The following is a 21885-nucleotide window of genomic DNA, read 5'->3' on the forward strand; positions in this document are numbered from 1 at the left end:
TTTCAGATAAAAGGAAAGTATTACCACTGGATTGAATAAGTCGCACCACTTGCCATTACCAGCATACCTTGCCTATTGCCTAAGAACGTAAGTGTACCGCTATAGCTGAAGGTTGTCCCTGTTGAGGTTGCTCCAGAAATGGTTACTTCTACCGTTCCAGAAAGGATTTCGTATGTCAATTTATCTACTGCCAAATCAGCAGATTTTAAAGTGGTGGTGCTTGTGAATGAACTCTTGTTCCCGATTTTAGATGTTTGACTGCCTTGGTTTACAAATTCCAAGTTAAATAGCAGCTTACTGCTTGAAAAAGAAAGTCCTTCCACAGTAAGTGCACCAGTACGGGTGTCTGCTGAAGCTATTCTAGGAGCATCATAACTGGCTTGCCCTGTATAGTTGAAGCTGAATTGCTGAGGTGTGAAGTTGTTACAAGTGAGTGCATAATCCCAGCTAAGCGTATATTCATAAACGATGGTTGCGCCAGTGCTACTCGAGGCCGAAATAACGGTATCCATTGAAATACCGCAATTGTCAATATTTTCTACAGTCATAGTAGATGCATCCTCTATTTGGACTACTACTCCTCCGCTTTCCGCCTCTACAGATTGGATCACTACCTCAGCCGCTTCCTCTTCTGAGATGATCATGGTGTCATCTAGGCTGTCCTCAGAGCAAGAAAACAGTAGGCTTCCAAAAGCAAAAGCCAAGATTGTTTTTGAAATGAATTGATTGGATTTGAAGAAAAATGAATTACACTTTTTCATGGGTTCTTATTTAATTAAATTAAAGAGTTAAATAATGATATGACTAAGATGTAGGGTTTTCCAAAGCTGTGAAGGGCTTATCGGGGTGAAGCTGAAAAATGGAGGGGTGAACTAACTCGGATTGAGCGTGGAGAAAACTTGAGTGGAATTTCAAAAGATGAGAGCTATAGCGCCCCCTCCTTTCAGTCGATTATCCTTTATATCTCATTTTTCCTTTGAACAAGTCAATGAACCCTTTAAAATTCAACACTAACGGATTATTGCTGATAAAACCTGTGGTAATACCATATTTCACCTTTTCGGTCTCAGGTTGATAAGTGCCGAATATCCTGTCCCAAATCAGCAGAACACCTCCAAAGTTTTTGTCGATGTACTGAGGATTGGAACCATGATGGACCCTGTGAGCGGATGGCGTATCTATCCAGCCTTCTATCGGTCCCAGCTTCCCAATGGCTTCAGTATGGAGGAAAAATTGGTAAAGCAAGTTCAGGGCATAACTGATCACAATGAAGTCTGGAGAAAAACCTGCCAGTGCTAAGGGCACAAAGAAAAGTGGGCTAATAATAGCCGAAAACCAATTTAGCCGATAGGCTGTAGTGAGGTTCATGAAAAGGCTGGAATGATGAATAAGGTGAAATGCCCAAAGCGGTTTCCAAACATGCGAGGCGCGGTGAAACCAGTAATAAATGAAATCAGCTAAAATAAACGTGGCGAGAAAAGTCCAAATATTTTTGGGGATATCGAACAGGGCAAGCTTGGTAAATGAGCCTAAAACCGCCAGTTGATAGCTTGCAAAAATAAATTTAGAAAATTGAAAGCCAAAAAGAATAGCGAGGTTGGTAAAGGTTTCTTTTATCTGGTACACTTTCTTATCTCTCCGCCAGCTCCAGGCAATTTCTAAAAGGATAAGTGTAACTAAAAACAACAACACGCTTCCTCTATACTGTGTAAGTTGGGTATCCATACGATTTCTTATTTAAGTGAAACATTGTATGGTGAATTTACCCAGAACGCTGCTGCCTTGCCTTTGGAAAAGAGGCGAAGCTGAAAAAATGAGGGGTGAACTTTAGGCGTTCATCCAAACCTTAAACTCAGGTGCTTTCGCCTTGCTAATCAAAATTTGCTCATTTGATTTTGGGGTGGTATTCACAATAAGCCTTCCATTAAAATAGAAATCAATATCCTGAATGGCTTTGCGGCAAACGATAAACTGACGATTGACCCTGAAGAAATGTGTAGGGTCTAGTTGCTGCTGAAGCTGCTCCAAGGTAAAGTCGATGATGTACTTATTGTGGTCACTTGTATATGCATACACTAGTTCATTTTCGGTATAAAACCAAGCAATTTTCCCCACATCCAACGGTAAAAGTTTTTCTCTGTGTTGCACCAAAAAAGACTTTTTAAAAGAACTTGGCCCTGCTTTCAGGTTTTCCATCAAGGTAATAAGTTCACTATAATTTTGTAGAGCAGGTGTACTTATGGAAAGTTTCTTGAATTTAACTAGAGCTTCTTCCACTTCGTCTTCATCGTAAGGCTTAAGGATATAGCCAATTCCATTTGCCTTGAAAGCCTGGAGCGCATATTCATTGTAAGCCGTTAAGAAAATTACTGGCGGATCCACTTTTACCTTTTCGAAAATTTCAAACGAAAGCCCATCTGACAATCGGATATCCATAAATATCAGTGCGCATTGGCTTTGGTTAGCTTGCAGCCATTTTACCGAAGCAGCAACGCTTGGTAAAACGACCAACACTACTATGTCTGGCTCGATAGATTGCAGGATATATTCAAGGTTTCTGGCGGTAGCGGGTTCATCCTCAACTATTACAACTTTTAATGGCATGTTGGCTGGCTGTTTTATTGAGCAGTGGATAGTGGCAATTTAACGATAAAATCAGATTCATTTTTAACGATTTCAATTCCTTTGTGCAAAAGAATTTGAAATCGGTCATTCAAGTTAGCCAATCCTATCCCCGTGCCACTTTCAGGAAAGGGAACTGGCTGAAAGTTATTTTTTATCACCAAAAACCTGTTTTCTGTATAAATTCTTACCGTAAGCGGATTTTCCAATGATACAGCATTGTGCTTTGCTGCATTTTCCAGCAAGGGCTGCAATGACATATGGGGCAAATGGTTGCCCAACTCAATTTCGGGAATATCTATCTGTAGCTGAAACCCCTTTTCATGACGCATTTTTAATAATTCCGCATACGATTTTAGCGCTTTTAATTCATCGGAAAGAAGCACCAAGTTTTGGTCTGATACCTGCAAAGAATACCGGAACACTTTAGATAAATGACTGATATACTGCTGTGCTTTGGGTGGGTCTTCCCTAACTATGCTTGAAAGGCTACTTAGGGCATTAAAGAAAAAATGAGGGTCTAACTGTCCTTTCAAAACTCCTAATTCTGCTTTTAGGTAAAGAGATTTCAACTGCTCGTTCTCTATATCTTTAGCCCTACTTTCTTCTACCAAAAGGTAAATCCTAATACCTATTAGAATAAGGGTAATACTCAGTAAAAAACGAAAGAAATACCCACCCACCAAGATAATGAAATAGTCAAAGTTATTGAACAAATACCTTTGGGAAATGATACCTATAGCAGCAAAAATGAATACAGCCAATAGGTTGAGGGAAATTAGTGACAAATACTCTTGGAGGCTCCTCTTGCCTTTAAGGCGTTTCCACTCTTTTAAATTAAAAAATGTAATAAGGAGGCAAAAAAGGAAGTTGTAAAAAGCCTGATAAAAAGATTCATACATGCCTATATTTGCTTTCGAAAAAGAGCCGGCTAAGAAGCTTTCTTTTGAAACAAGGATTCTCGGCAAATTGATGGCAAGGGCGATAAACAAGGAGCTATAAAAAGCTAATTTCTTTTCTGTAGTTGTATTCATCTTGCTAATGTCAAAAATAACGGATGAAAACAGTTAAGATAAAAGGCGAAGCTGAAAATTTGGGGAGTGAAGTCACTTGTGCAGAGGGTAAAGTCAAACGTTATTTCAATTGAAATGCCATAAATAGACGTCTTTAATTTCTCAACCCTCCTCCTTTTTTTCCTCCTCCCCCGTAGGTTTGCCTCTCCACCAAGTTGCTAGGGAAGAACCTGTAATATTCATGAGCGGGCCAAATACCGCTGGGGCAAGCCCGACCGTTGCCACTTTACCCATTTCCAAGGCGATGCCCGAAGCCAAGCCCCCATTTTGCAGCCCAACTTCTAGGGCAACGGTTCGGCAAGAACGTTCGTCCATTTTGAAAAGGCGACATGCCCAATACCCCAAAAAATACCCCATCGTATTATGGAGAAATGCTGCTAATATCAGTGTTAAGCCTATGGTAAGCAAGCTATCACGCCCTTCGGCGGTAATGATAGTAATAATCACCGCTATGCCTCCCATAGAGATTATTGGCATGGCATTGTCAAGCCATTTTGCCCTTCCGTGGGCTATCTTATTGAAGGCTAAGCCGGCAACAATAGGAAAAATCACCATTTTCATAATACTCCACATCATTCCCAAAAAGTCGATGGGGACGAATTGTCCTGCAAAGAGTTTCATGAGCAAAGGGGTGGTAAAAGGAGCTAATAAAGTTGCCACAGCAGTGAGTGTAACAGACAAGGCAAGGTTTGCCTTGGAAATATACGCCATCACATTGGAAGCTAAGCCACTGGGCGAGGAACCAACCAACACAATTCCTGCCGCTATTTCAGGAGGAAACCCAAATAGAGTAGCGATGCTCACCCCTACAATCGGCATGATGGTAAACTGGCAAAAAACACCTATAATCACACCCTTCGGCATTTTAATAACCCCTGCAAAATCTTTCAAACTCATCTGCGAGCCCATCCCAAACATTATGAGCTGGAGCAGGGGGACGATGAGCACTGTCAGCTCAAAACCGTTGATCTCCCTAAAATAGGCAGGGTAATACATGGAAGCTGTTACAGCGGCAAAAATCAGAATGGTAAAAGCAAAACCTTTCAAGGTTTCGTAGCCCCGAAAACCAAGGGCAAGTGCGAGAAAAAAGGTGATAAGAAAGGGCCCTGCGGTGGGATAATCGCCCATTATCATAAATACGATGCTGGCAAGGAGACAAAGAATAGCCACTCCAAGGGCTACTTTATAGATTGGTTTCGGAATTTTCATATTTCAATGAGTTGAAAGTTACTACCCAATGATACTTCAAAGCAAGAAAGTAGTCAAGCGAGAGTTTGGAAACTTTTTATCATATGAATAAATAATCATATATTCATGAACGATTGGTTTTGACAGACTGTTTAGATGAAAACAACAACTAAAAAACTCATCTCGACTGATGGAAAAATACATTGAGCTCTTCAAAAATGGATATGTGAACTATGCCAATTGGGTATGGAACCAAATCACATTCAACTACAGCGAACCTTGGTGGAAAAACTATTTCTACTACCTCATTGCCATTTCTGCTTTCTTTTTCCTGCTCGAGCTGGTAAAGCCTTGGCGAAAAGAGCAGCCCAAGTTCCGCAAAGACTTTTGGCTCGATTTCTTTTACATGTTTTTCAACTTTTTCCTCTTCTCTCTCATTATTTTCAATGCGGCTTCCGATGTGTTCGTGAACCTGTTCAATGATTTCTTGGACATTTTCGGTATCAATAATTTGGTAGCCATCAATGTGGGGCAGTGGCCCGTGTGGGCGCAACTCGCCTTACTTTTTGTAGTCAAAGACTTCGCCGAATGGTGGGTACATCGTTTGTTGCACACCGTCCCCGCACTGTGGGAGTTCCACAAAGTCCACCACTCGGTGGAGCAAATGGGCTTTGCCGCCCACCTCCGCTACCACTGGATGGAAAATGTGGTCTATAAATCCATCGTCTATTTGCCCCTTGCCATGATCGGCTTCGGCATCGATGATTTCTTTGTGGTGCATATCTTCGCCATCGCCATTGGGCACTGGAACCACGCCAACTTCCGAGTAAAAATAGGTCCGCTAAAATACATCCTCAACAACCCCAACATGCACATGTGGCACCATGCCTACCACATGCCCGAGAGCCATCCAAGAGGCATAAACTTCGGCTTGACCCTCAGCATTTGGGATTATATCTTCCGCACGGCCTACATCCCCCACAGCGGAAAAGACATCAAACTCGGCTTCCCCGGCTTAGAAAAATTCCCTAAATCGTTTGTGGGGCAAAGCCTGCATGGATTGGGCTTGAAGAAGGGGAAGAAGGAGGAATCTTCAAAAGTCATTTAACCGTAGAGATACGATTAATCACGCCTCTACCAAAAACCAGTGTCATTCCCCGCTTGATGGGGAATCTCCCGCCCATGCAACAGCCAATACTGCGGAACTTTGCTCATTCACATAGCTTCAGAAGGTTGAATCCCGTGTCGGGGCACGGGATGACCATACCGACGCTTCGTTGTTTGTGTTGTTTTAATTTGTTAGGTTTAGAAGGAAAACTGAAACAAAAAGATTTAAAATAAACAATGACGATAAAAACCGAAGCCAAGTTACTCCGAAGAGTACTTTCAGCAGCAATTGATTATGGGCTGTTTTTTACTTTTTTTCTTTGGCTGGTCGTAACTTATGGTGTGCCCAATGACGAAGGAGGATATACACTTAAAAATGACCCTAAAGGTTGGCTGATTATCCTTTTTTGGCTTATTTATTTTCCTGTAACCGAATCATTCAAAGGCAAAACACTTGGCAAACTAATCGCAGGTCTAAAGGTGATTGCTATTTCAGGAGCTCCTATTACATTTGGGAAGGCAGTCAAACGTCATTTGCTCGACTTTTTTGATTTATTCTTTTTTGGTACTATAGCTTTCATTACCATTAAAAATACTCAAAATCACCAACGGCTAGGTGATCTTTGGGCAAAAACGATAGTAATTGGTGGGGAGTCGGTTATTTGCCCAAATTGCAAGGAAAAATTATCTCTTACTCCCAACGAATTACTTTCACAGAAATATGTCTGCCCGTCTTGCCAAGCATCTAATTCACTTTGAACAACTCTTCAAAAACTTAAAACACTGCTTTAGCTAGGTGGGAGATTCCTGCTTTCGCAGGAATGACTCGATTTTTTTTGGAGGGGATAGGAACCGAGAAATGAATTAAAGAAAAAAGAAACCTCGAAAAACCAGTGTCATTCCCCGCTCGACGGGGAATCTCCATCCCATACACCAGCCGATACTGTGGAACTTTGCTCATTTACATAGTTTCAAATAGGTTGGAGATCCCGTGTCGGGGCACGGGATGACTCGAATTGGAGAGTGGGAGACCGACGAACATTTTGAGTTCACCACGTGCCTACAGCGTCGTGGGCAGTCGAAACGACCACGACGGAAATCAGCAGTTATGCACACTATCTCATAATCAAATCATTGCATAATCAATTTCCTCATCACCCAACTTTCTCCTTTAAAAAGCCTGCGGTATGGTTGTTTTTTATCTTCGCCATTTCCTCTGGAGTTCCTTCAAAGCAGATCATTCCTCCGCCGTCGCCGCCTTCTGGGCCTAAGTCAATCACCCAGTCGGCTGATTTGATCACCTCCATGTTATGCTCAATGATGATCACCGAATGCCCTTGCTCTACCAGCGCATTGATGGAAGTCATCAGCTTGTTGATGTCGTGGAAATGCAACCCCGTGGTGGGTTCGTCGAAGATGAATAGGATTTTTTCCCCTTGCTTTAGGTTTCCTTTTACGAGGTACGAAGCCAGTTTTACCCGCTGGGCTTCCCCACCACTCAGCGTATTGGACGATTGCCCCAGCTTGATGTAGCCCAAGCCTACTTCAAAAAGCGGACGAAGCTTGTCAGCTATTTTTGGCTTTTCGGCAAAGAACTCGATCGCCTCGGCAATGGTGAGGTCTAGCACTTCGGAAATATCCTTTTCTTTATACTTTACTTCTAATATTTCATTTTGGAAACGCTTGCCTTTGCAGCTCTCGCAAGTGAGGTAAATATCTGCCATAAACTGCATTTCCACCTTCACAAACCCTTCGCCTTGGCAAGCCTCGCACCTGCCACCATCCACGTTGAACGAGAAAAAAGCAGGTTTGTACCCTCGTTGGGCTGCCAAGCCTTGCTCAGCATACAATTGCCTGATGACATCGTAAGCTTTCACATAGGTTACGGGGTTGGAACGGGAAGATTTTCCAATGGGGTTTTGGTCCACAAATTCCAATCTATTAATCGCATTGAGGTCTCCCTCCAGCTTGTCGTACTTGCCTGAGAGGTCATTGTATTGCCCCAAGAATTTGCCCAAAGCAGGTTGGAGAACTTGCTTGATAAGCGTAGATTTCCCAGACCCGCTCACACCCGTCACTGCAGTGATCACGTTGAGCGGAAAGTCCACATCCACACTTTGGAGGTTATTTTCCCTCGCCCCTACTAGCTTTATAAACTTATTAGCTTTCCTGCGCTTTTTGGGAACAGGAATCACTTCTATTCCATGCAAATAGCGAGAAGTGTGGCTCACATTTTTATCCATCAACTCGTTCATATCGCCTTGGAACACAAGCTCGCCACCATGCGCCCCAGCATCGGGGCCAATATCTATGATCTGGTCAGCAGCTTTCATCACCTCTTCTTCGTGCTCCACCACTATCACCGTGTTGCCCAAGTCTCTGAGTTCCTTCAGCACGCTTACCAAGTTCAGCGTATCCCTCGGATGCAAACCGATGCTCGGCTCATCGAGGATATACATCGAACCCACCAAAGCACTGCCCAGCGAAGTCGCCAGCTTGATTCGCTGATATTCCCCGCCCGAAAGGCTAGAAGTCAGTCGGTTGAGCGTGAGATAACCTAAGCCTACTTTTTCCAAATAGCCAAGTCTGTTGTTGATCTCAGTGAGCAACCTATCGGCTATTTTTTTCTCATGATCGGCAAGTTGGATAGTATCAAAAAAGCCATGAAGATCGCGAATAGGCAGCAGCACCAATTCGATGATGGACTTGCCCCCTACTTTCACATAACCAGCATCTTTTCTGAGGCGAGTGCCCTTGCAGTCGGGGCAGACCGTGCGCCCCCTGTACCTCGAATACATCACTCGGTACTGGATCTTGTGGCTTTTCGATTCCAAAAATTTGAAGAAATCATTCAGTCCTTTGAAGTAACTGTTACCCGTCCACAGCAATTGTTGCTCCTCTTCGGTCAGTTCCGAATAGGTTCGGTGGATGGGAAAGTCGAACTCAATGCCGTGCTTTATTAGCGGCTGCGCCCATTTGCTCATGGTTTCGCTGCGCCAAGGGGCAACCGCACCTTCAAATATCGAAAGGCTTTTGTCAGGAATAACCAAATCTTGGTCTATGCCCAACACATGCCCAAATCCCTCACATTTTTTACAAGCCCCATAAGGGTTGTTGAAGCTAAAAAGGTTGACGCTAGGCTCTTCAAAACTCAGCCCGTCGGCATCAAATTTATCGGAAAAGGTTCTCCTCACTTTCTCTTCGCCTTTCGGCAAAACCTCTATCACACATTCCCCGTGCCCCTCAAAAAATGCCGTCTGTACTGAATCGGCTATCCTAAACTGGTTGTCTTCGTCATCGGCTTTTACCGCACTCCTGTCCAGTAAAACCTCCAAACTTACATCTTCCGAAGCTGGCAAATCATCCTTTTCCACCAGCTCCTCAATGAAGGTCACTTCTCCATTGAACATCACCCTCGAAAAGCCTTGTTGCAACAAGATATTCAGTTCGTCTTTTACCTCTCTATCCTGCTTTACCACCAGTGGAGCAAGCACCATAAACCTCGTCCCGTCTTTGTACGACTGGATGAAGTTCACCACATCCGTCACCGTATCTTTCTTCACTTCTTCTCCCGAAACAGGCGAGTACGTTTTCCCTATCCGGGCAAAAAGCAGCTTGAGGTAATCGTAGATTTCGGTAGTAGTCCCCACCGTGGAGCGGGGGTTTCGGGTATTCACCTTTTGCTCCACTGCTATGGCAGGACAAACGCCCTTTATGTACTCCACCTCTGGCTTTTCCATTCTCCCCAAAAACTGGCGGGCATACGAGCTCAAGCTCTCCACGTACATCCGCTGCCCCTCGGCAAACAACGTGTCAAAAGCAAGGGAAGACTTTCCAGAACCCGAAACGCCCGTTACCACCACCAATTTGTTTCGTGGGATGGCTACGTTCAAGTTCTTTAAGTTATTGACCTTTGCACCTTTAACAATGATATGGTTCCTTGGATCTAGTTTATCAACGTTTACCGTCATGGGAGAATTTTTCTTTCAGATTTTTAAAGAAGTTATCTAAAGTAAAACCTTTCGCCTACGAATGGCTGATTTTACTCTATACTTCTCCAATTTTTCCTTAAATAACCTCCATTATTCGCGTCAAAATTGAATCGTCTAGACCAAAACCCTCTCATTCTCGGTACGAAATTCTTTACTTTAGACAACTTCAAAAACACCAATCAATATGACAGCTAAGCTAGCCATTTTGTTTTGGGAAATGCAAAGAAACAGAAAAGGAAAGAGAAGGGGGAATTTGGTGGGTTATTTTATTATCAAACCTATAAGGTTTTGAAAACCTTATAGGTTTCCGAAATTTGAATATGAAAAACTTAAAAATGACTGACCTTAAAGCGCCAATAGTTCTGAATACTTTAGCAGGTCTGATAGTATTAATTGGAATTATTTGGTTTATAAGATATCAAATTGAAGCCAGAGATAGTACTCAACTATTTTACAGGCAAAAAACCTCTTCATACATCATAAGCTCAACTTCTTATTTTGGTAGGTCAGAAGAGTTTCAACTTGACAATGGAGCTACAGTCTACTTCTTATATCCTGTAGGAAATAAAATTGCTATTGGTGACTCTATAAGTAAAGAAGAAAACACCTATTTTTTTTGATGTTTATAGAGAAGATGCTGACGCCCAATTTCAATTAATAGGCACATATGATTTACGTTCTGCAAATTAATTCATAACCGTTATCAACTTTCCAATTACGAACAGCTCCAAGAGCCTATAATTACTTTATTTTCCCCCAACCCTTGGCTTCTGATCTCCAACCTCTCTCTTGTGAAATCTTCTCTAATAACAAGCACACAAAAAGCCATTTCCCACATTGTTTTAATCATCAAAAAATCTTAAAAAATTTCTCTTGAAACTATTGTACGAGTCCTTTCCACAATCTATCTTCGCCCGCTTTTTTAGCAAGAATAATTCCTTTTGGAGCAAAAGATTAATAAATTGGTTATCAATGTTTTTAAGACTGTTTTTATGTTAATCTCACACATGCGCAAGTGAATATAAGAGACTCTGTTAAGTCAGCTGAGAATAAGGTCTCACCAGAGGCCTTGAGGCTTAGCGAACAGGTAAAAGATACTAGCCTCTCGCTCATAGATAGGTTGGAGTCTTTTGAAGATGTGATGAACATCGAAATTGGAGATTCGAGGCTGCACCGCTCCCGCACCTTGGAGCGTGATTTTGGCATCCGACAAGTATTATTGAAATTTGAAGGGGACAACCCTACGGGTACACAAAAGGATCGTATTGCTTTTGCCCAAGTCTATGATGCGCTACGGAGAGAGTATGAAGTCATTTCCTTAGCTACTTGCGGGAACTATGGCGTAGCGGTAGCGTTAGCTGCGAATCTTGCCGGTTTGCGCTGCAAGATTTTCATCCCTGAAACCTACCACACTGAGCGAATAAAGGAAATGGAAGGGCTCAATGCAGAGATAGAACGGATTGCGGGAAGCTACGAGGATGTAGTGAACAAGAGCACCGAGCTAGCCCAAGCGAATGATTGGTATGATGCCAACCCTGGCGGGAACAACACGCCTATCCAGATTGCTGCATACTCCCAAATAGCTTTCGAGATTTACGATCAGCTGCGCGATGCACCGAAATATTGCGCTGCGCCTGTTTCCAACGGAACGCTGTTCGCAGGGATTTATCGTGGGTTTGTCTCGCTTTACAAAAGAGGAAAAACTTCTTGTATCCCTAGGATGATAGCGGGTTCTTCTACCTTAAAAAACCCGATCATCCAGTCTTTTAACAAAGGGTATGAAAGCTGTGTGGACTTGAAGCCCGAGGAAATAAGGGAGACCAAAATAAACGAGCCGCTTATCAACTGGCATAGTTTCGATGGGGAAGAAGCGCTTTATGCTTTGAAACAAACAGATGGTAAAGCATTTAATATCAGCGATAAAAGTATGAAAGATATGAGTTCTTTCTTGCTCAAAAAAGAGGGCTACCGAGTACTACCTGCTTCTACTGCTGGGCTTGTCGGGATGCTTCGTTGGCACGAAAAAGAGCCTTTTGAACCCGATAGGTATGTGGCGGTTCTTACGGCAAAGTATTAGAGGGGTTGGGGATGATTTGATGATGAGATGATAAAAGAATGAGATAATTTATTTCGGTAGTAGGTGAAAATAGTTGTTTTCAATAGCTTATAACTAAGGCAACCAAACAGTTCGCCCCTATGGGGCTGATTAGTTTTGGAATTATTTGCTACAAATGGCAAGTTTTTCAGAGTACCATTATAAAAAAACTAATTTGACCTATCACCATTTATTTCAACAACAAAATAACATGAAAAAAAGCATTGACGGAACGGCAATCGTGTATTGCCAAAACGCATTCAACACTCCTGAAGGAAAAACTGCTCATGGCTTGGTGAGGTTCACCGAGCGCTTTGAGGTATTGGGGGTGATCGACAGCCGCTATGCAGGCAAAGATGCAGGTGAAATACTCGACCAAAAGCCAGCTGGCATTTTGATTTACAACAGCTTTGAAGAAGCCTTTAACAGCCTGAGCAAGGAGGGGAAAATAATAGACAACTTTGTGGTAGGGCTTGCCCCTGATGGCGGTCGGCTGCCCAAGGAGTCAAAATCCGAGATAAAAACTGCCCTTGAAAAAGGCCTAGATGTAGCGTCAGGCTTACACGATTTCCTTACCAACGATGTGGAGCTAGTCGCCCTTGCCAAGGAAAAAAACTGCACCATAAAAGATGTGCGAAAAACCCCTGACCGTGACCAGCTTCATTTTTTTACTGGAGATATAGAAAAGGTGGACTGCCTGAAACTAGCCATCCTCGGAACGGATTCGGCTATTGGCAAGCGAACTACGGCTTGGCTTTTGGTACACGGCTTAAGAGCTGCGGGCATTAAAGCGGAAATGGTAGGCACTGGGCAAACGGCGTGGATGCAAGGGGCGAAATACAGCATGATAATGGATAGTTGCATCAACGATTTTGTATCGGGAGAGATAGAACATGCGGTGGTGAGCGCTTGGAAAGAAGGGCAGCCAGAGGTGATCGTAATAGAAGGGCAAGGCAGCCTGATGAACCCTGCTTACCCTGGTGGTTTTGAGATTTTGGCAGCCGGTCGTCCAGATTATGTCATTATGCAACATGCGCCTACACGCCTCGAATACGACGGTTTCCCCGGTTACAAATTGCATCCGCTTCCTGAGCAAATCAATGCCATAAAGGCAATTTCGGGCAGGGGTGTGGCTGCCATCACCCTCAACCATGAGCTGATGAAAGCAGAGGAAATTAGCCCAGCCTGTGAAAAAGTGACGGAAGAAACGGGCTTACCTTGCTACGACGTACTGGCACATGGCGCAGATAAATTAGTGGGACTTATCATTTCTAAACTCAAGAAATAAATGGCAGAACTAAGGGACTTGGTGATTTTTGAATACCTAAAAATCCATCAGTTGACCATAGAACCGAAAAAAGTCAAAGCGACTTATACCGTCAAAAAAATGGCTGACCAGACCGAGGTAAGCAATGAATTGGTGTACTCATACAACTCCACTTTTTTTGATAAGAAAGAAGCGGATGATGTGAACCTTGCCTCCATGATGCTGGTGCAAGTTGCCATCAACTATGGGCTTTTCTGTAAAGAAATCATTTTCGATGGACTCTTCGACGAAGCGGACAAACGCTTTATCCAAGATATGGTGGAAAACACATCGAGGGAGATTTATATCAATAAATTTTTGAGCCCGAATGAATTCCTTAAGCCTCCCTTCGACAAGTTGGAAGCAAAGCAAATAGAACGCTACACGGCTGCGAAGCTCGTGTTTGAAAACACATTATTTCCCCACCTCAAGCTAACCAAAATGCAGGCTAGCCCTGCGGCAGATAAGTTCGCTATTTTGAGCAGTGGTGGAAAAGATAGTTTGCTTACCTATGGCTTGGTGAAGGAAATAGGTGAAGCGCACCCTGTTTTTATCAACGAGGCGGGAAGGCACTGGTACACGGCGTATAATGCCTATCATCATTTTGAGGAAACAGAACCGAACACGGTGAAACCTTGGTGCAATAGCGATAGGATGTTCAACTGGATGGTAAGGCAACTACCTTTTATCAAGGAAAATTTCCAAAACATCCGTGCAGACATCTACCCTATCCGACTTTGGACGGTGGCGGTGTTCCTTTTTGGTGTGTTGCCCGTAGCTCGTAAGCGTAACATCAAGCATGTACTGATCGGTAATGAATACGATTCTACCGTGAAGACGATGCACAAGGGCATTACTAATTATAATGCCCTCTACGATCAAAGTAAGTATTTTGACAATGCGCTTACCCGCTATTATCAGAAGAAAGGCTGGAATATGTTGCAGTATTCTATGCTGCGGAGCATGTCCGAATTGCTTATTCTCAAAACCTTGGTAAAACGGTATCCAGAGCTTCAGCGCCACCAAGTTTCTTGCCATGCCGCTCACAAAGAGGGCGAGGTGATGAAGCCTTGTGGAAACTGCGAAAAATGTCGCCGAATAGTTGGGATGCTCACGGCACTCGACGAAGATCCGAAGCGCTGCGGCTATACCGATGTCCAAATAGAAAAAGGACTAAAAGCTCTGGAAACCAAAACAGTAAAACAAATAGGTTCGGATGCTTCCCAACTTTATTACCTGCTGGTTTCCAAAGGGAAAATCTCTAAAAATGAAAGCACGAGCAAGCTGGCAAAAGAACACAAGGAAATCACGATGCTTCGATTCGATAATGAGCGAAGCATGCTACGAGATTTGCCTGAGGGCATTCGCCAACCGCTGTTCAACATATTAATGGAACATGCCGACGGACAAGTGAAGATGACCGATAGGAAATGGAATAGCTTCACACTGGACGAAAACGCATTTTCTCAACCTTATTTTCTTAACGAAAAACAATCATGACAACAAGTCAACACAAATCTGGGTATCTCTGGGAAGAGATGACCTGGGTAGAAATAGAAGAAAAGCTCAAATCGGTAGATACCGCCATTTTGCCTTGCGGAGCTATCGAACAACACGGACCTCATTTGCCCGTGGATATTGATTATTTCGATGCCAATTATTTGGCGAGGAAAGTGGCAGAAGCTTGCCACGAACCTAAACCTTTTGTGCTGCCTACCATTCCCTTTGGGGTCTCTTACCATCACGAGGCGTTCAAAGGCACGCTCAGCGTAACTAATAACGCACTTTCGGCTTTTGTTTACGACATAGGTATGGGCTTGGCAAAAAATGGAATCAAAAAAATCATCTTGCTCAATGGACACGGCGATAATGCGCCTACGCTCAACTATGCTGCGCAGATGATCAACCGAGATGCGGGTATTTTTGTCTGCGTGGAAACGGGTGAGACCAGTGACGTGGATATTTACAACCTCATAGACACGCCCAACGATATCCATGCGGGAGAAATTGAAACCAGCACTACGTTGGCTATTCGCCCCGAAATGGTAAAGATGGACAAGGCGGTGAACGAAACGCTCAACTTTGGCAGCAAATTTTTGGACTTCGACAACGACCGAGGCGTTAGCTGGTACGTTCGTACCCACAAGATTTCAGATAGCGGAGTAATGGGCGACGCCACCAAAGCAACTGCCGAGAAGGGCAAACAAATGTGGGAAATTATGGAAAAGCAATTGGTGAAGTTTGTAGAATCAATCAAAAGCAGCTCTTTGGACGATCTTTATCAAAAGAAATATTAATTAACTTAATCTATATTTTCATCTATTACTCAGATGATACACCCAAAAACAGAACTTAGATTTATTAGTAACGAAGTAGGATACGGCGTTGTCGCTACGGAGTTCATCCCTGCCGGTACCATTACGTGGGTACTGGACAAACTCGACCGAGAGTTTAGCCCTCAGGAGTTCCAAGACATGGAACCCATTTACCAAGATATCTTGGACTATTATACCTTTCGGAACAACCATGGCAACTATGTGCTTTGCTGGGACAATGGTAGGTACGTAAACCATAGTTTCAACTCGAACTGCCTCACTACGGCCTATGACTTCGAAATTGCCATCAGGGACATCAAACCTGGTGAGCAACTCACGGACGATTATGGCTATCTCAACATCACCCAACCATTTAGAGGAATAAATGAAGGCACTAGGAGGAAAGTGGTCTACCCCGATGACCTGTTGAAATACTACAAGGTTTGGGACAAAAAGTTGCTTAAGGTTTTTGGGAAAATCCCACAGCTAACACAGCCTCTCAAAACCCTGATCACTGGTGAAGTTTGGAGGGAAATAGAGGATGTTTCTGCCAAAAGAAAAGAGATGGAATCTATCCTCAAAAACTTTTACTCGGCTGAGGATGTCTTGCAGAACTAAGAAGCTGTTTTGAAACTAAATTTGAAGTTATGTTTCCAAACGGCTTCTAAGGATTAAAAAAGTTATAAAACAGTAAGAGTAGCGTCCTGTCAAGGAACTGCTACTCTTACTGTTTTTTTATACCCCTATTTCACCGTACCCAAATAGGTACTTCCATAAGTTCCCACTCGATCAGTTTTGTGCCATTTGGCAGTAAGCCCCTTATCGAAACTTACTTTTTCCAACACAAAATCGGGAATGAAATCTATTTCAAGAGCTGCAGAGCGCATCAAGATTTTTGTTCCGGGCTTCGAGTTTTCCAAAATCAACATCCACTCTTCTTCTAATGCAGCTACGTCGTGTGAGGCAAGCCAGTCCTGGTGATCGAGCAAAATGTAGTGGGAATATTGCCCAGGTTTCCTCTTCAAAAAACTACTGATATAGGTAGTATGTGTGCTTATGCATTCTTCTTTACCTTGCAAAAAGCTGTAGTTCTCTTCTTTCAAATAATTAGGGCAACACGTCTTTGTGTACCTACCGGTAATGTAGAGTCTCCAAAAATAATTATCTGTAATAGGCAGCTCGGTAAAAATATGTTTGAGGTTATCCCGGATATACCCTGACATCCCTCCTGGGTATCCATCCCGGATAAGCTGCCGCTGCGGATGCGGCACACCTAACATCGACATGGTCACATGCCTATCCATTAGCCACTTGGTCACCTTATTGATGATGCTTGGCTCTAGCTCAGCATAAATTTCCTGTTGCTCTTCCAAGCTTTGAGCTTCCAGCAGCGCATCTACCAACTTGCGTGCTTTCTTACTCGAATCGAGGTATATCTTAAACACCCAAGCAAAGCTCCCCGAAGTCCCTCGGAAGTAAAAACTCTTCTTGTTTTTCTTTGGTAAGAAGTAGGCTATTTTTTCTTCCCAATAATCAGAAGCAGCTGTCGGCATTAAGTCTTTTAGCGATTCTTCTAATAGTTCTTGAGCATGTCTGTACTGCCCAACTCCAAACATTTTGAATAGCGCATTGTAATCCCCGTTTTTGAAAAGTGATTGCTTTAGATTGAGCAGGGCATTTTGCCTTGGATTCACATCTATACAGTAGATATGCTTGGGGTCATCGAGGAGGTAATCAAGCGCATTACAACCAGCGCTGGTGATCATCACTATTTCGCTGTCTTTGTCTAACTCCAGCAAAATCCTATCGACCTTCGGGTCTTCCCAGCAGGTGTTGTACACCAAATTGTTCCCGTGGATTTTCTCAAAAAACTTATCTCTTACTTTATTCAGTGCCTTCTTCATCGTTCTCTAAATTCTTCTGTCCTATTATTTAGAACCAAATGCCATTTTTATATACTTCAGCCTAATTTTGCTTGCCAATATTAGGCATTAGAAAGTGATAAACAGATACTGTACACAATTTGATAATCTGGACTTGCTGTATAAAAATGCATTGCAAACCAAAGTTTGCCAAATTGTTTAGATTCCTCCTTTCAAGGTTCAGCGAGCATAAAAAAAACTAGCTTTGGCTACATGGAAATTAAGCTTTTTGACAAAAGAAATATAGAAGAGTTAGCGTGGGAATCTTTCTCCAATGGGCAAGAAGCGAAAGCGTATCTGCTGCCCTTGATTCAGGAAGGAACACAGGCTTTTATCGATAATCTCATTGCCGAAGTGAGTGTATTGGCAGCAGGAAAGACATTGTTGCCCATCGTCAAGCCTCAACGCAAAACGAAAATCCCCAATTCGTATATAGCATCCAATATCACGCAGTACTTCCACTACTCCCAAGAAGAAATTCTCAACAATGCAAAGTACTCTCCATTTCTCAAGAGGCTTAGTAAGCTCGCCTTCCCTCCCGTTATCAGTCTCGCTAAAGCAATGGGTTTTGAAGATGTTGTATTTATAAATAATTGGCTACTTTCTAGCAACCTAGCTCCACAGCTAGACCTTCAACTCCTTCCCGATATCAAAGCTTGCCTCACCAAGCACTTTCCGAATTCAGCCCTAGTCTTTAAGGGAGTAACGGAAGCTACCGACCAGCAGCTTAAAGTATCTTTGGAAAGTATTGGTTTTGCATCAGTAGTGAGCAGGCAAGTGTATGTGATGAAACCCGAAACTAAAAAGTATAAGAAAAAACGCCCTTGGGTGACAGATAAAAAGCTGTGGGAGAAAGCAAAAGAAGAAGGAATGGAATGGAGTCAAATACAGCTGCTCTGCAATGGCGATGCTGCACTTACTAACCAGTACTACACAGAATTGTATTTGGAAAAATATTCGTACTTTAACCCTCAGTACACCACTGGCTACATCGAACTTGCACAAAAAGCAGGGATACTCACATTTCATCAGCTAAAAGAAAAAGGAAAAATACTTGCGGTACAAGCCTTCTCGGAAGTAAACGGCGTACTAACCACCCCTTTTATAGGTTATAAACAAGATGAACCGCTAGAAAAAGGACTGTACAGAATAATGAATATGAGGCTAATGGACGAGGCCATCCAGAAGGGTTTGGTACTGAATATGAGCTCTGGGGCTTCTAAGTTTAAGAAAGCTAGAGCTGGAGAAGCTTCTTTCGAATACAACATGACTTATTCCTGTCATCTTCCCTTCTATACTCGATTTATCTGGCAAATAATGCTTTTCTTTTCAGAAAAATACATAAAACCAAGCATGATTAAATACGAGGTGTAAATTTGTGGATTCTAAATAGAGCTTGACTAGATTTTTATACAATGCACCCACTCATTGAAGGAATATTACTTGGAGGTTTTTTAATGCTTTTCATTGGTCCATCCTTCTTCTATTTGGTTGGCGTAGGTATCAAAAAAGGATTTTTAGAAGCTGGACTTTTTGCCCTAGGTATCATCACTAGCGACCTGGCAATGGTCTTAGCCATCTTCTTTGGGCTTTCCCATTTTTTTGAACTACCACTTTTCCAAGAAGTTTTTAGCATAGTAGCAGGCACTGCCGTACTCGTGATAGGAATACGCTACATCCTTAAATCACAAAAACATGCCGCAGGAACTCAGGATATGCAGCTTCCCGTGTATATGTTTTATTTTAAAGGATTTGCTATCAATGTGCTTAACCCTTTTACATTCTTGATTTGGATAACTGTGATAGCAGGGTTGAATCTAGAAAAAAACTATTCCTCTGAAGATTATACTCAATTTTTCATTGGTTTACTTGGCACCATTTTCACTATGGATTTGCTCAAAGCCTTCTTGGCCAACAAGCTAGGCGACCTTCTCAATGAAAATACTATCCGCCGCATTGACAAAGTGCTTGGCATCATTTTCATTCTTCTCTCTCTCCGTCTTTTCTACCACTTTTTTGAGGTATGGGCTGGTGCTCCCAGCCTTTAGTAAAATACAATAGGAATCTATTTCTTATGACTCACTTCCATAAATACTACTAATAGCAGAGAGATCCCCTACTTATCAAAATAGTATAAGCGGTCCTCAATCAAGTATCTAGTGCCTGCCTATTCACCATTATGTTCCTTGTTGAGTTTCCGCAGCGGGTGTAGTAATGATGGGGTTTTGTCCTTTATTTCAATTATGTGAATAGGAAAAAGCAACTAACTATTTGGGCACAGCCTAAATGTATTGTCCTCGACCTCGTATCTCTGGTTGAAATGCCTTGTTGACGGTAGGTAATAATAGCTGGGAGCCATCTTTCCGTTGGATTTTTTTTTGTGTGGGGGGGGCATTGCCTGCCTGTGGGGCGGTTTGGCAGGGGCAAAAAAAAGGGGGACGCCCTTCGGGCGCCCCCGCATGGTGGGCTGGCGATCTCCTACTCTCCCACGTGTTACCGCAGTACCATCGGCGCATCGGGTCTTAACTTCTCTGTTCGGAATGGGAAGAGGTGGGCACCCGCGCTGTCGTCGCCATTTTGTCTTTATATGTCTTTAGTCCTGGCATGTCTCAGATAAGAAAGGGTATCCCTCGGCCAACGGTCTGCCGGCGTGAAGGAAGCTGACGGGCAATTAGTACCGCTCGGCTTTGCCATCTCTGGCTTTACACCTGCGGCCTATCGACGTGGTCGTCTACCACGGCCCTTAAAAGAAGCCTCATCTCGAGACGGGTTTCGCACTTAGATGCTTTCAGTGCTTATCCCTTCCGAACATAGCTACCCTGCGGTGCGGCTGGCGCCACAACAGGTACACCAGAGGTTCGTCCAACCCGGTCCTCTCGTACTAAGGTCAGGATCTCTCAAGCTTCTAGCGCCCACAACAGATAGGGACCGAACTGTCTCACGACGTTCTGAACCCAGCTCGCGTGCCACTTTAATGGGCGAACAGCCCAACCCTTGGGACCTTCTCCAGCCCCAGGATGTGACGAGCCGACATCGAGGTGCCAAACCTCCCCGTCGATATGAGCTCTTGGGGGAGATCAGCCTGTTATCCCCAGAGTACCTTTTATCCTTTGAGCGATGGCCCTTCCATGCGGAACCACCGGATCACTATGTCCCAGTTTCCTGCCTGCTCGGCTTGTAGGCCTCACAGTCAAGCACCCTTGTGCCATTGCACTCCGCGCACGATTACCGACCGTGCTGAGGGTACCTTTGAAAGCCTCCGTTACTCTTTTGGAGGCGACCACCCCAGTCAAACTACCCACCAAACGCTGTCCCCGGCAAGGGGTTAGGCACCAGACAAACAAAGGGCGGTATTTCAACATTGGCTCCACGATGCCTGGCGACACCGCTTCAAAGCCTCCCGCCTATCCTACACATTATTTGCCCAATACCAACGTTAAGCTATAGTAAAGGTTCATGGGGTCTTTCCGTCCCGTTGCGGGTATCCGGCATCTTCACCGGAACTACAATTTCACCGGAGTCATGGCCGAGACAGTGCCCAGATCGTTGCACCATTCGTGCAGGTCGGAACTTACCCGACAAGGAATTTCGCTACCTTAGGACCGTTATAGTTACGGCCGCCGTTTACTGGGGCTTCGGTTCAACGCTTCGCCGAGGCTAACGTCCCCCCTTAACCTTCCAGCACCGGGCAGGTGTCAGGCCTTATACTTCCTCTTGCGAGTTCGCAAAGCCATGTGTTTTTGTTAAACAGTCGCCTGGGCCTTTTCACTGCGGCTTCCTCATAAATGAGGTAAGCACCCCTTCTCCCGAAGTTACGGGGTTATTTTGCCTAGTTCCTTAGCCATGAATCTTCCGAGCACCTCAGGATCCTCTCCTTGACTACCTGTGTCGGTTTGCGGTACGGGCCGCCATGGTTCGCTTTTCTCGGAAGGAGTCCAGGTCGCTATCCGCTCCGCCGTAGCTTCGCGGTACTCTCGCCCGAGGGCTTCAACGCACTATTCCGTCAGTGCGCGTACCTTAACCTCCTTCGTCACTTTTTAGCCCATGGCGGGTACTGGAATGTTGACCAGTTGTCCATCGACTGCCCCCTTCGGGTTCGCCTTAGGTCCCGACTGACCCCTGGATGATTAGCATTGCCAGGGAAACCTTAGTCTATCGGTGGGCGGGTTTCGCACCCGCCTTATCGTTACTTATGCCTACATTTGCTTTTCCAAGCGCTCCACCAGCCCTCGCGGGACGGCTTCGACGCCCTTGGAATGCTCCCC

17 protein-coding genes and 2 rRNA genes (1 of these 19 running past the window's edge) are annotated in these 21885 nt (G+C 43.9%); 10 read left to right on the forward strand and 9 right to left on the reverse strand.

The features are described from left to right. Nucleotides 1–20 precede the first annotated feature (20 nt). The 5 genes from R9C00_24375 to R9C00_24395 all read right to left on the reverse strand — a co-directional run bounded on the left by R9C00_24375 (nucleotide 21) and on the right by R9C00_24395 (nucleotide 4904). The gene (locus tag R9C00_24375) at nucleotides 21–761 is read right to left on the reverse strand and encodes a hypothetical protein (protein ID WPO34839.1); all 741 of its coding nucleotides are present in this window, start codon (nucleotides 759–761) and stop codon (nucleotides 21–23) included. Between the two features lie 190 nt (nucleotides 762–951). After that, nucleotides 952–1725: a sterol desaturase family protein gene (locus tag R9C00_24380; protein WPO34840.1), complete on the reverse strand. Its 774-nt coding sequence runs from the start codon at nucleotides 1723–1725 to the stop codon at nucleotides 952–954. A 102-nt stretch (nucleotides 1726–1827) separates the two neighbouring features. Then, complete coding sequence (locus R9C00_24385; protein WPO34841.1) at nucleotides 1828–2604, reverse strand: LytTR family DNA-binding domain-containing protein; 777 nt, start codon at nucleotides 2602–2604, stop codon at nucleotides 1828–1830. Between the two features lie 14 nt (nucleotides 2605–2618). Next, nucleotides 2619–3656, reverse strand: a complete 1038-nt coding sequence (locus R9C00_24390) for a histidine kinase (GenBank protein WPO34842.1) — start codon at nucleotides 3654–3656, stop codon at nucleotides 2619–2621. A gap of 141 nt (nucleotides 3657–3797) precedes the next feature. Further along, nucleotides 3798–4904: a bile acid:sodium symporter family protein gene (locus R9C00_24395; GenBank protein ID WPO34843.1), complete on the reverse strand. Its 1107-nt coding sequence runs from the start codon at nucleotides 4902–4904 to the stop codon at nucleotides 3798–3800. Between the two features lie 169 nt (nucleotides 4905–5073). Between R9C00_24395 and R9C00_24400 the strand changes: the two genes are divergently transcribed. Together R9C00_24400 and R9C00_24405 are read left to right on the forward strand one after the other, a co-directional pair. Next, nucleotides 5074–5991, forward strand: coding sequence for a sterol desaturase family protein (locus R9C00_24400; protein WPO34844.1), 918 nt, complete (start codon nucleotides 5074–5076; stop codon nucleotides 5989–5991). 236 nt (nucleotides 5992–6227) lie between these two features. Continuing rightward, the gene (locus tag R9C00_24405; GenBank protein WPO34845.1) at nucleotides 6228–6749 is read left to right on the forward strand and encodes an RDD family protein; all 522 of its coding nucleotides are present in this window, start codon (nucleotides 6228–6230) and stop codon (nucleotides 6747–6749) included. Nucleotides 6750–7144: 395 nt separating this feature from the next. On the opposite strand, the gene uvrA is transcribed toward R9C00_24405, so the two are convergent. Further along, a complete protein-coding gene (gene uvrA / locus R9C00_24410) occupies nucleotides 7145–9961 on the reverse strand; it encodes an excinuclease ABC subunit UvrA (GenBank protein WPO34846.1) in 2817 nt (938 codons plus the stop codon). A gap of 341 nt (nucleotides 9962–10302) precedes the next feature. On the opposite strand from uvrA, the gene R9C00_24415 reads away from it, so the two are divergent. The 6 genes from R9C00_24415 (at nucleotide 10303) to R9C00_24440 (ending at nucleotide 16316) form a co-directional block, all read left to right on the forward strand. Next, nucleotides 10303–10602 carry a hypothetical protein gene (locus tag R9C00_24415; GenBank protein ID WPO34847.1) on the forward strand — a complete coding sequence of 100 codons (300 nt, stop codon included), beginning with the start codon at nucleotides 10303–10305 and terminating at the stop codon, nucleotides 10600–10602. Between the two features lie 395 nt (nucleotides 10603–10997). Next, a complete protein-coding gene (locus R9C00_24420; GenBank protein WPO34848.1) occupies nucleotides 10998–12059 on the forward strand; it encodes a pyridoxal-phosphate dependent enzyme in 1062 nt (353 codons plus the stop codon). A 229-nt stretch (nucleotides 12060–12288) separates the two neighbouring features. After that, complete coding sequence (locus R9C00_24425) at nucleotides 12289–13365, forward strand: DUF1611 domain-containing protein (GenBank protein WPO34849.1); 1077 nt, start codon at nucleotides 12289–12291, stop codon at nucleotides 13363–13365. Further along, complete coding sequence (locus R9C00_24430; protein WPO34850.1) at nucleotides 13366–14883, forward strand: hypothetical protein; 1518 nt, start codon at nucleotides 13366–13368, stop codon at nucleotides 14881–14883. It abuts the gene before it with no gap. Continuing rightward, nucleotides 14880–15680 carry a creatininase family protein gene (locus R9C00_24435; protein WPO34851.1) on the forward strand — a complete coding sequence of 267 codons (801 nt, stop codon included), beginning with the start codon at nucleotides 14880–14882 and terminating at the stop codon, nucleotides 15678–15680. Before R9C00_24430 ends, R9C00_24435 begins: the two co-directional genes overlap by 4 nt. Nucleotides 15681–15713: 33 nt before the next feature. Further along, nucleotides 15714–16316, forward strand: a complete 603-nt coding sequence (locus tag R9C00_24440; protein ID WPO34852.1) for an SET domain-containing protein — start codon at nucleotides 15714–15716, stop codon at nucleotides 16314–16316. Nucleotides 16317–16441: 125 nt separating this feature from the next. On the opposite strand, the gene R9C00_24445 is transcribed toward R9C00_24440, so the two are convergent. After that, on the reverse strand, nucleotides 16442–17602 hold the full coding sequence (locus R9C00_24445) for a BtaA family protein (protein ID WPO34853.1): 1161 nt from the start codon (nucleotides 17600–17602) through the stop codon (nucleotides 16442–16444). A 231-nt stretch (nucleotides 17603–17833) separates the two neighbouring features. Here R9C00_24445 and R9C00_24450 point away from each other — a divergent pair, with 231 nt between their 5' ends. Further along, nucleotides 17834–18994, forward strand: coding sequence for a hypothetical protein (locus R9C00_24450; GenBank protein WPO34854.1), 1161 nt, complete (start codon nucleotides 17834–17836; stop codon nucleotides 18992–18994). Between the two features lie 41 nt (nucleotides 18995–19035). Then, nucleotides 19036–19668: a LysE family transporter gene (locus tag R9C00_24455; GenBank protein WPO34855.1), complete on the forward strand. Its 633-nt coding sequence runs from the start codon at nucleotides 19036–19038 to the stop codon at nucleotides 19666–19668. Between the two features lie 417 nt (nucleotides 19669–20085). On the opposite strand, the gene rrf is transcribed toward R9C00_24455, so the two are convergent. Together rrf and R9C00_24465 are read right to left on the reverse strand one after the other, a co-directional pair. Further along, a 5S ribosomal RNA gene (gene rrf, locus R9C00_24460) occupies nucleotides 20086–20197 on the reverse strand. Between the two features lie 74 nt (nucleotides 20198–20271). Next, nucleotides 20272–21885: ribosomal RNA gene (locus R9C00_24465) — 23S ribosomal RNA — on the reverse strand; it runs 1207 nt beyond the window's last position.

This window comes from Flammeovirgaceae bacterium SG7u.111 (assembly GCA_034044135.1).
Classification (GTDB): domain Bacteria; phylum Bacteroidota; class Bacteroidia; order Cytophagales; family Flammeovirgaceae.

Coding starts and splice junctions, on each gene's coding strand:
- R9C00_24400 (WPO34844.1), top strand. CDS start 5,074: ATGGAAAAATACATTGAGCTCTTCAAAAATGGATATGTGAACTATGCC.
- R9C00_24390 (WPO34842.1), bottom strand. CDS start 3,656: ATGAATACAACTACAGAAAAGAAATTAGCTTTTTATAGCTCCTTGTTT.
- R9C00_24440 (WPO34852.1), top strand. CDS start 15,714: ATGATACACCCAAAAACAGAACTTAGATTTATTAGTAACGAAGTAGGA.
- R9C00_24450 (WPO34854.1), top strand. CDS start 17,834: ATGGAAATTAAGCTTTTTGACAAAAGAAATATAGAAGAGTTAGCGTGG.
- R9C00_24445 (WPO34853.1), bottom strand. CDS start 17,602: ATGAAGAAGGCACTGAATAAAGTAAGAGATAAGTTTTTTGAGAAAATC.
- R9C00_24425 (WPO34849.1), top strand. CDS start 12,289: ATGAAAAAAAGCATTGACGGAACGGCAATCGTGTATTGCCAAAACGCA.
- uvrA (WPO34846.1), bottom strand. CDS start 9,961: ATGACGGTAAACGTTGATAAACTAGATCCAAGGAACCATATCATTGTT.
- R9C00_24415 (WPO34847.1), top strand. CDS start 10,303: ATGAAAAACTTAAAAATGACTGACCTTAAAGCGCCAATAGTTCTGAAT.
- R9C00_24405 (WPO34845.1), top strand. CDS start 6,228: ATGACGATAAAAACCGAAGCCAAGTTACTCCGAAGAGTACTTTCAGCA.
- R9C00_24395 (WPO34843.1), bottom strand. CDS start 4,904: ATGAAAATTCCGAAACCAATCTATAAAGTAGCCCTTGGAGTGGCTATT.
- R9C00_24435 (WPO34851.1), top strand. CDS start 14,880: ATGACAACAAGTCAACACAAATCTGGGTATCTCTGGGAAGAGATGACC.
- R9C00_24380 (WPO34840.1), bottom strand. CDS start 1,725: ATGGATACCCAACTTACACAGTATAGAGGAAGCGTGTTGTTGTTTTTA.
- R9C00_24455 (WPO34855.1), top strand. CDS start 19,036: ATGCACCCACTCATTGAAGGAATATTACTTGGAGGTTTTTTAATGCTT.
- R9C00_24385 (WPO34841.1), bottom strand. CDS start 2,604: ATGCCATTAAAAGTTGTAATAGTTGAGGATGAACCCGCTACCGCCAGA.
- R9C00_24375 (WPO34839.1), bottom strand. CDS start 761: ATGAAAAAGTGTAATTCATTTTTCTTCAAATCCAATCAATTCATTTCA.
- R9C00_24430 (WPO34850.1), top strand. CDS start 13,366: ATGGCAGAACTAAGGGACTTGGTGATTTTTGAATACCTAAAAATCCAT.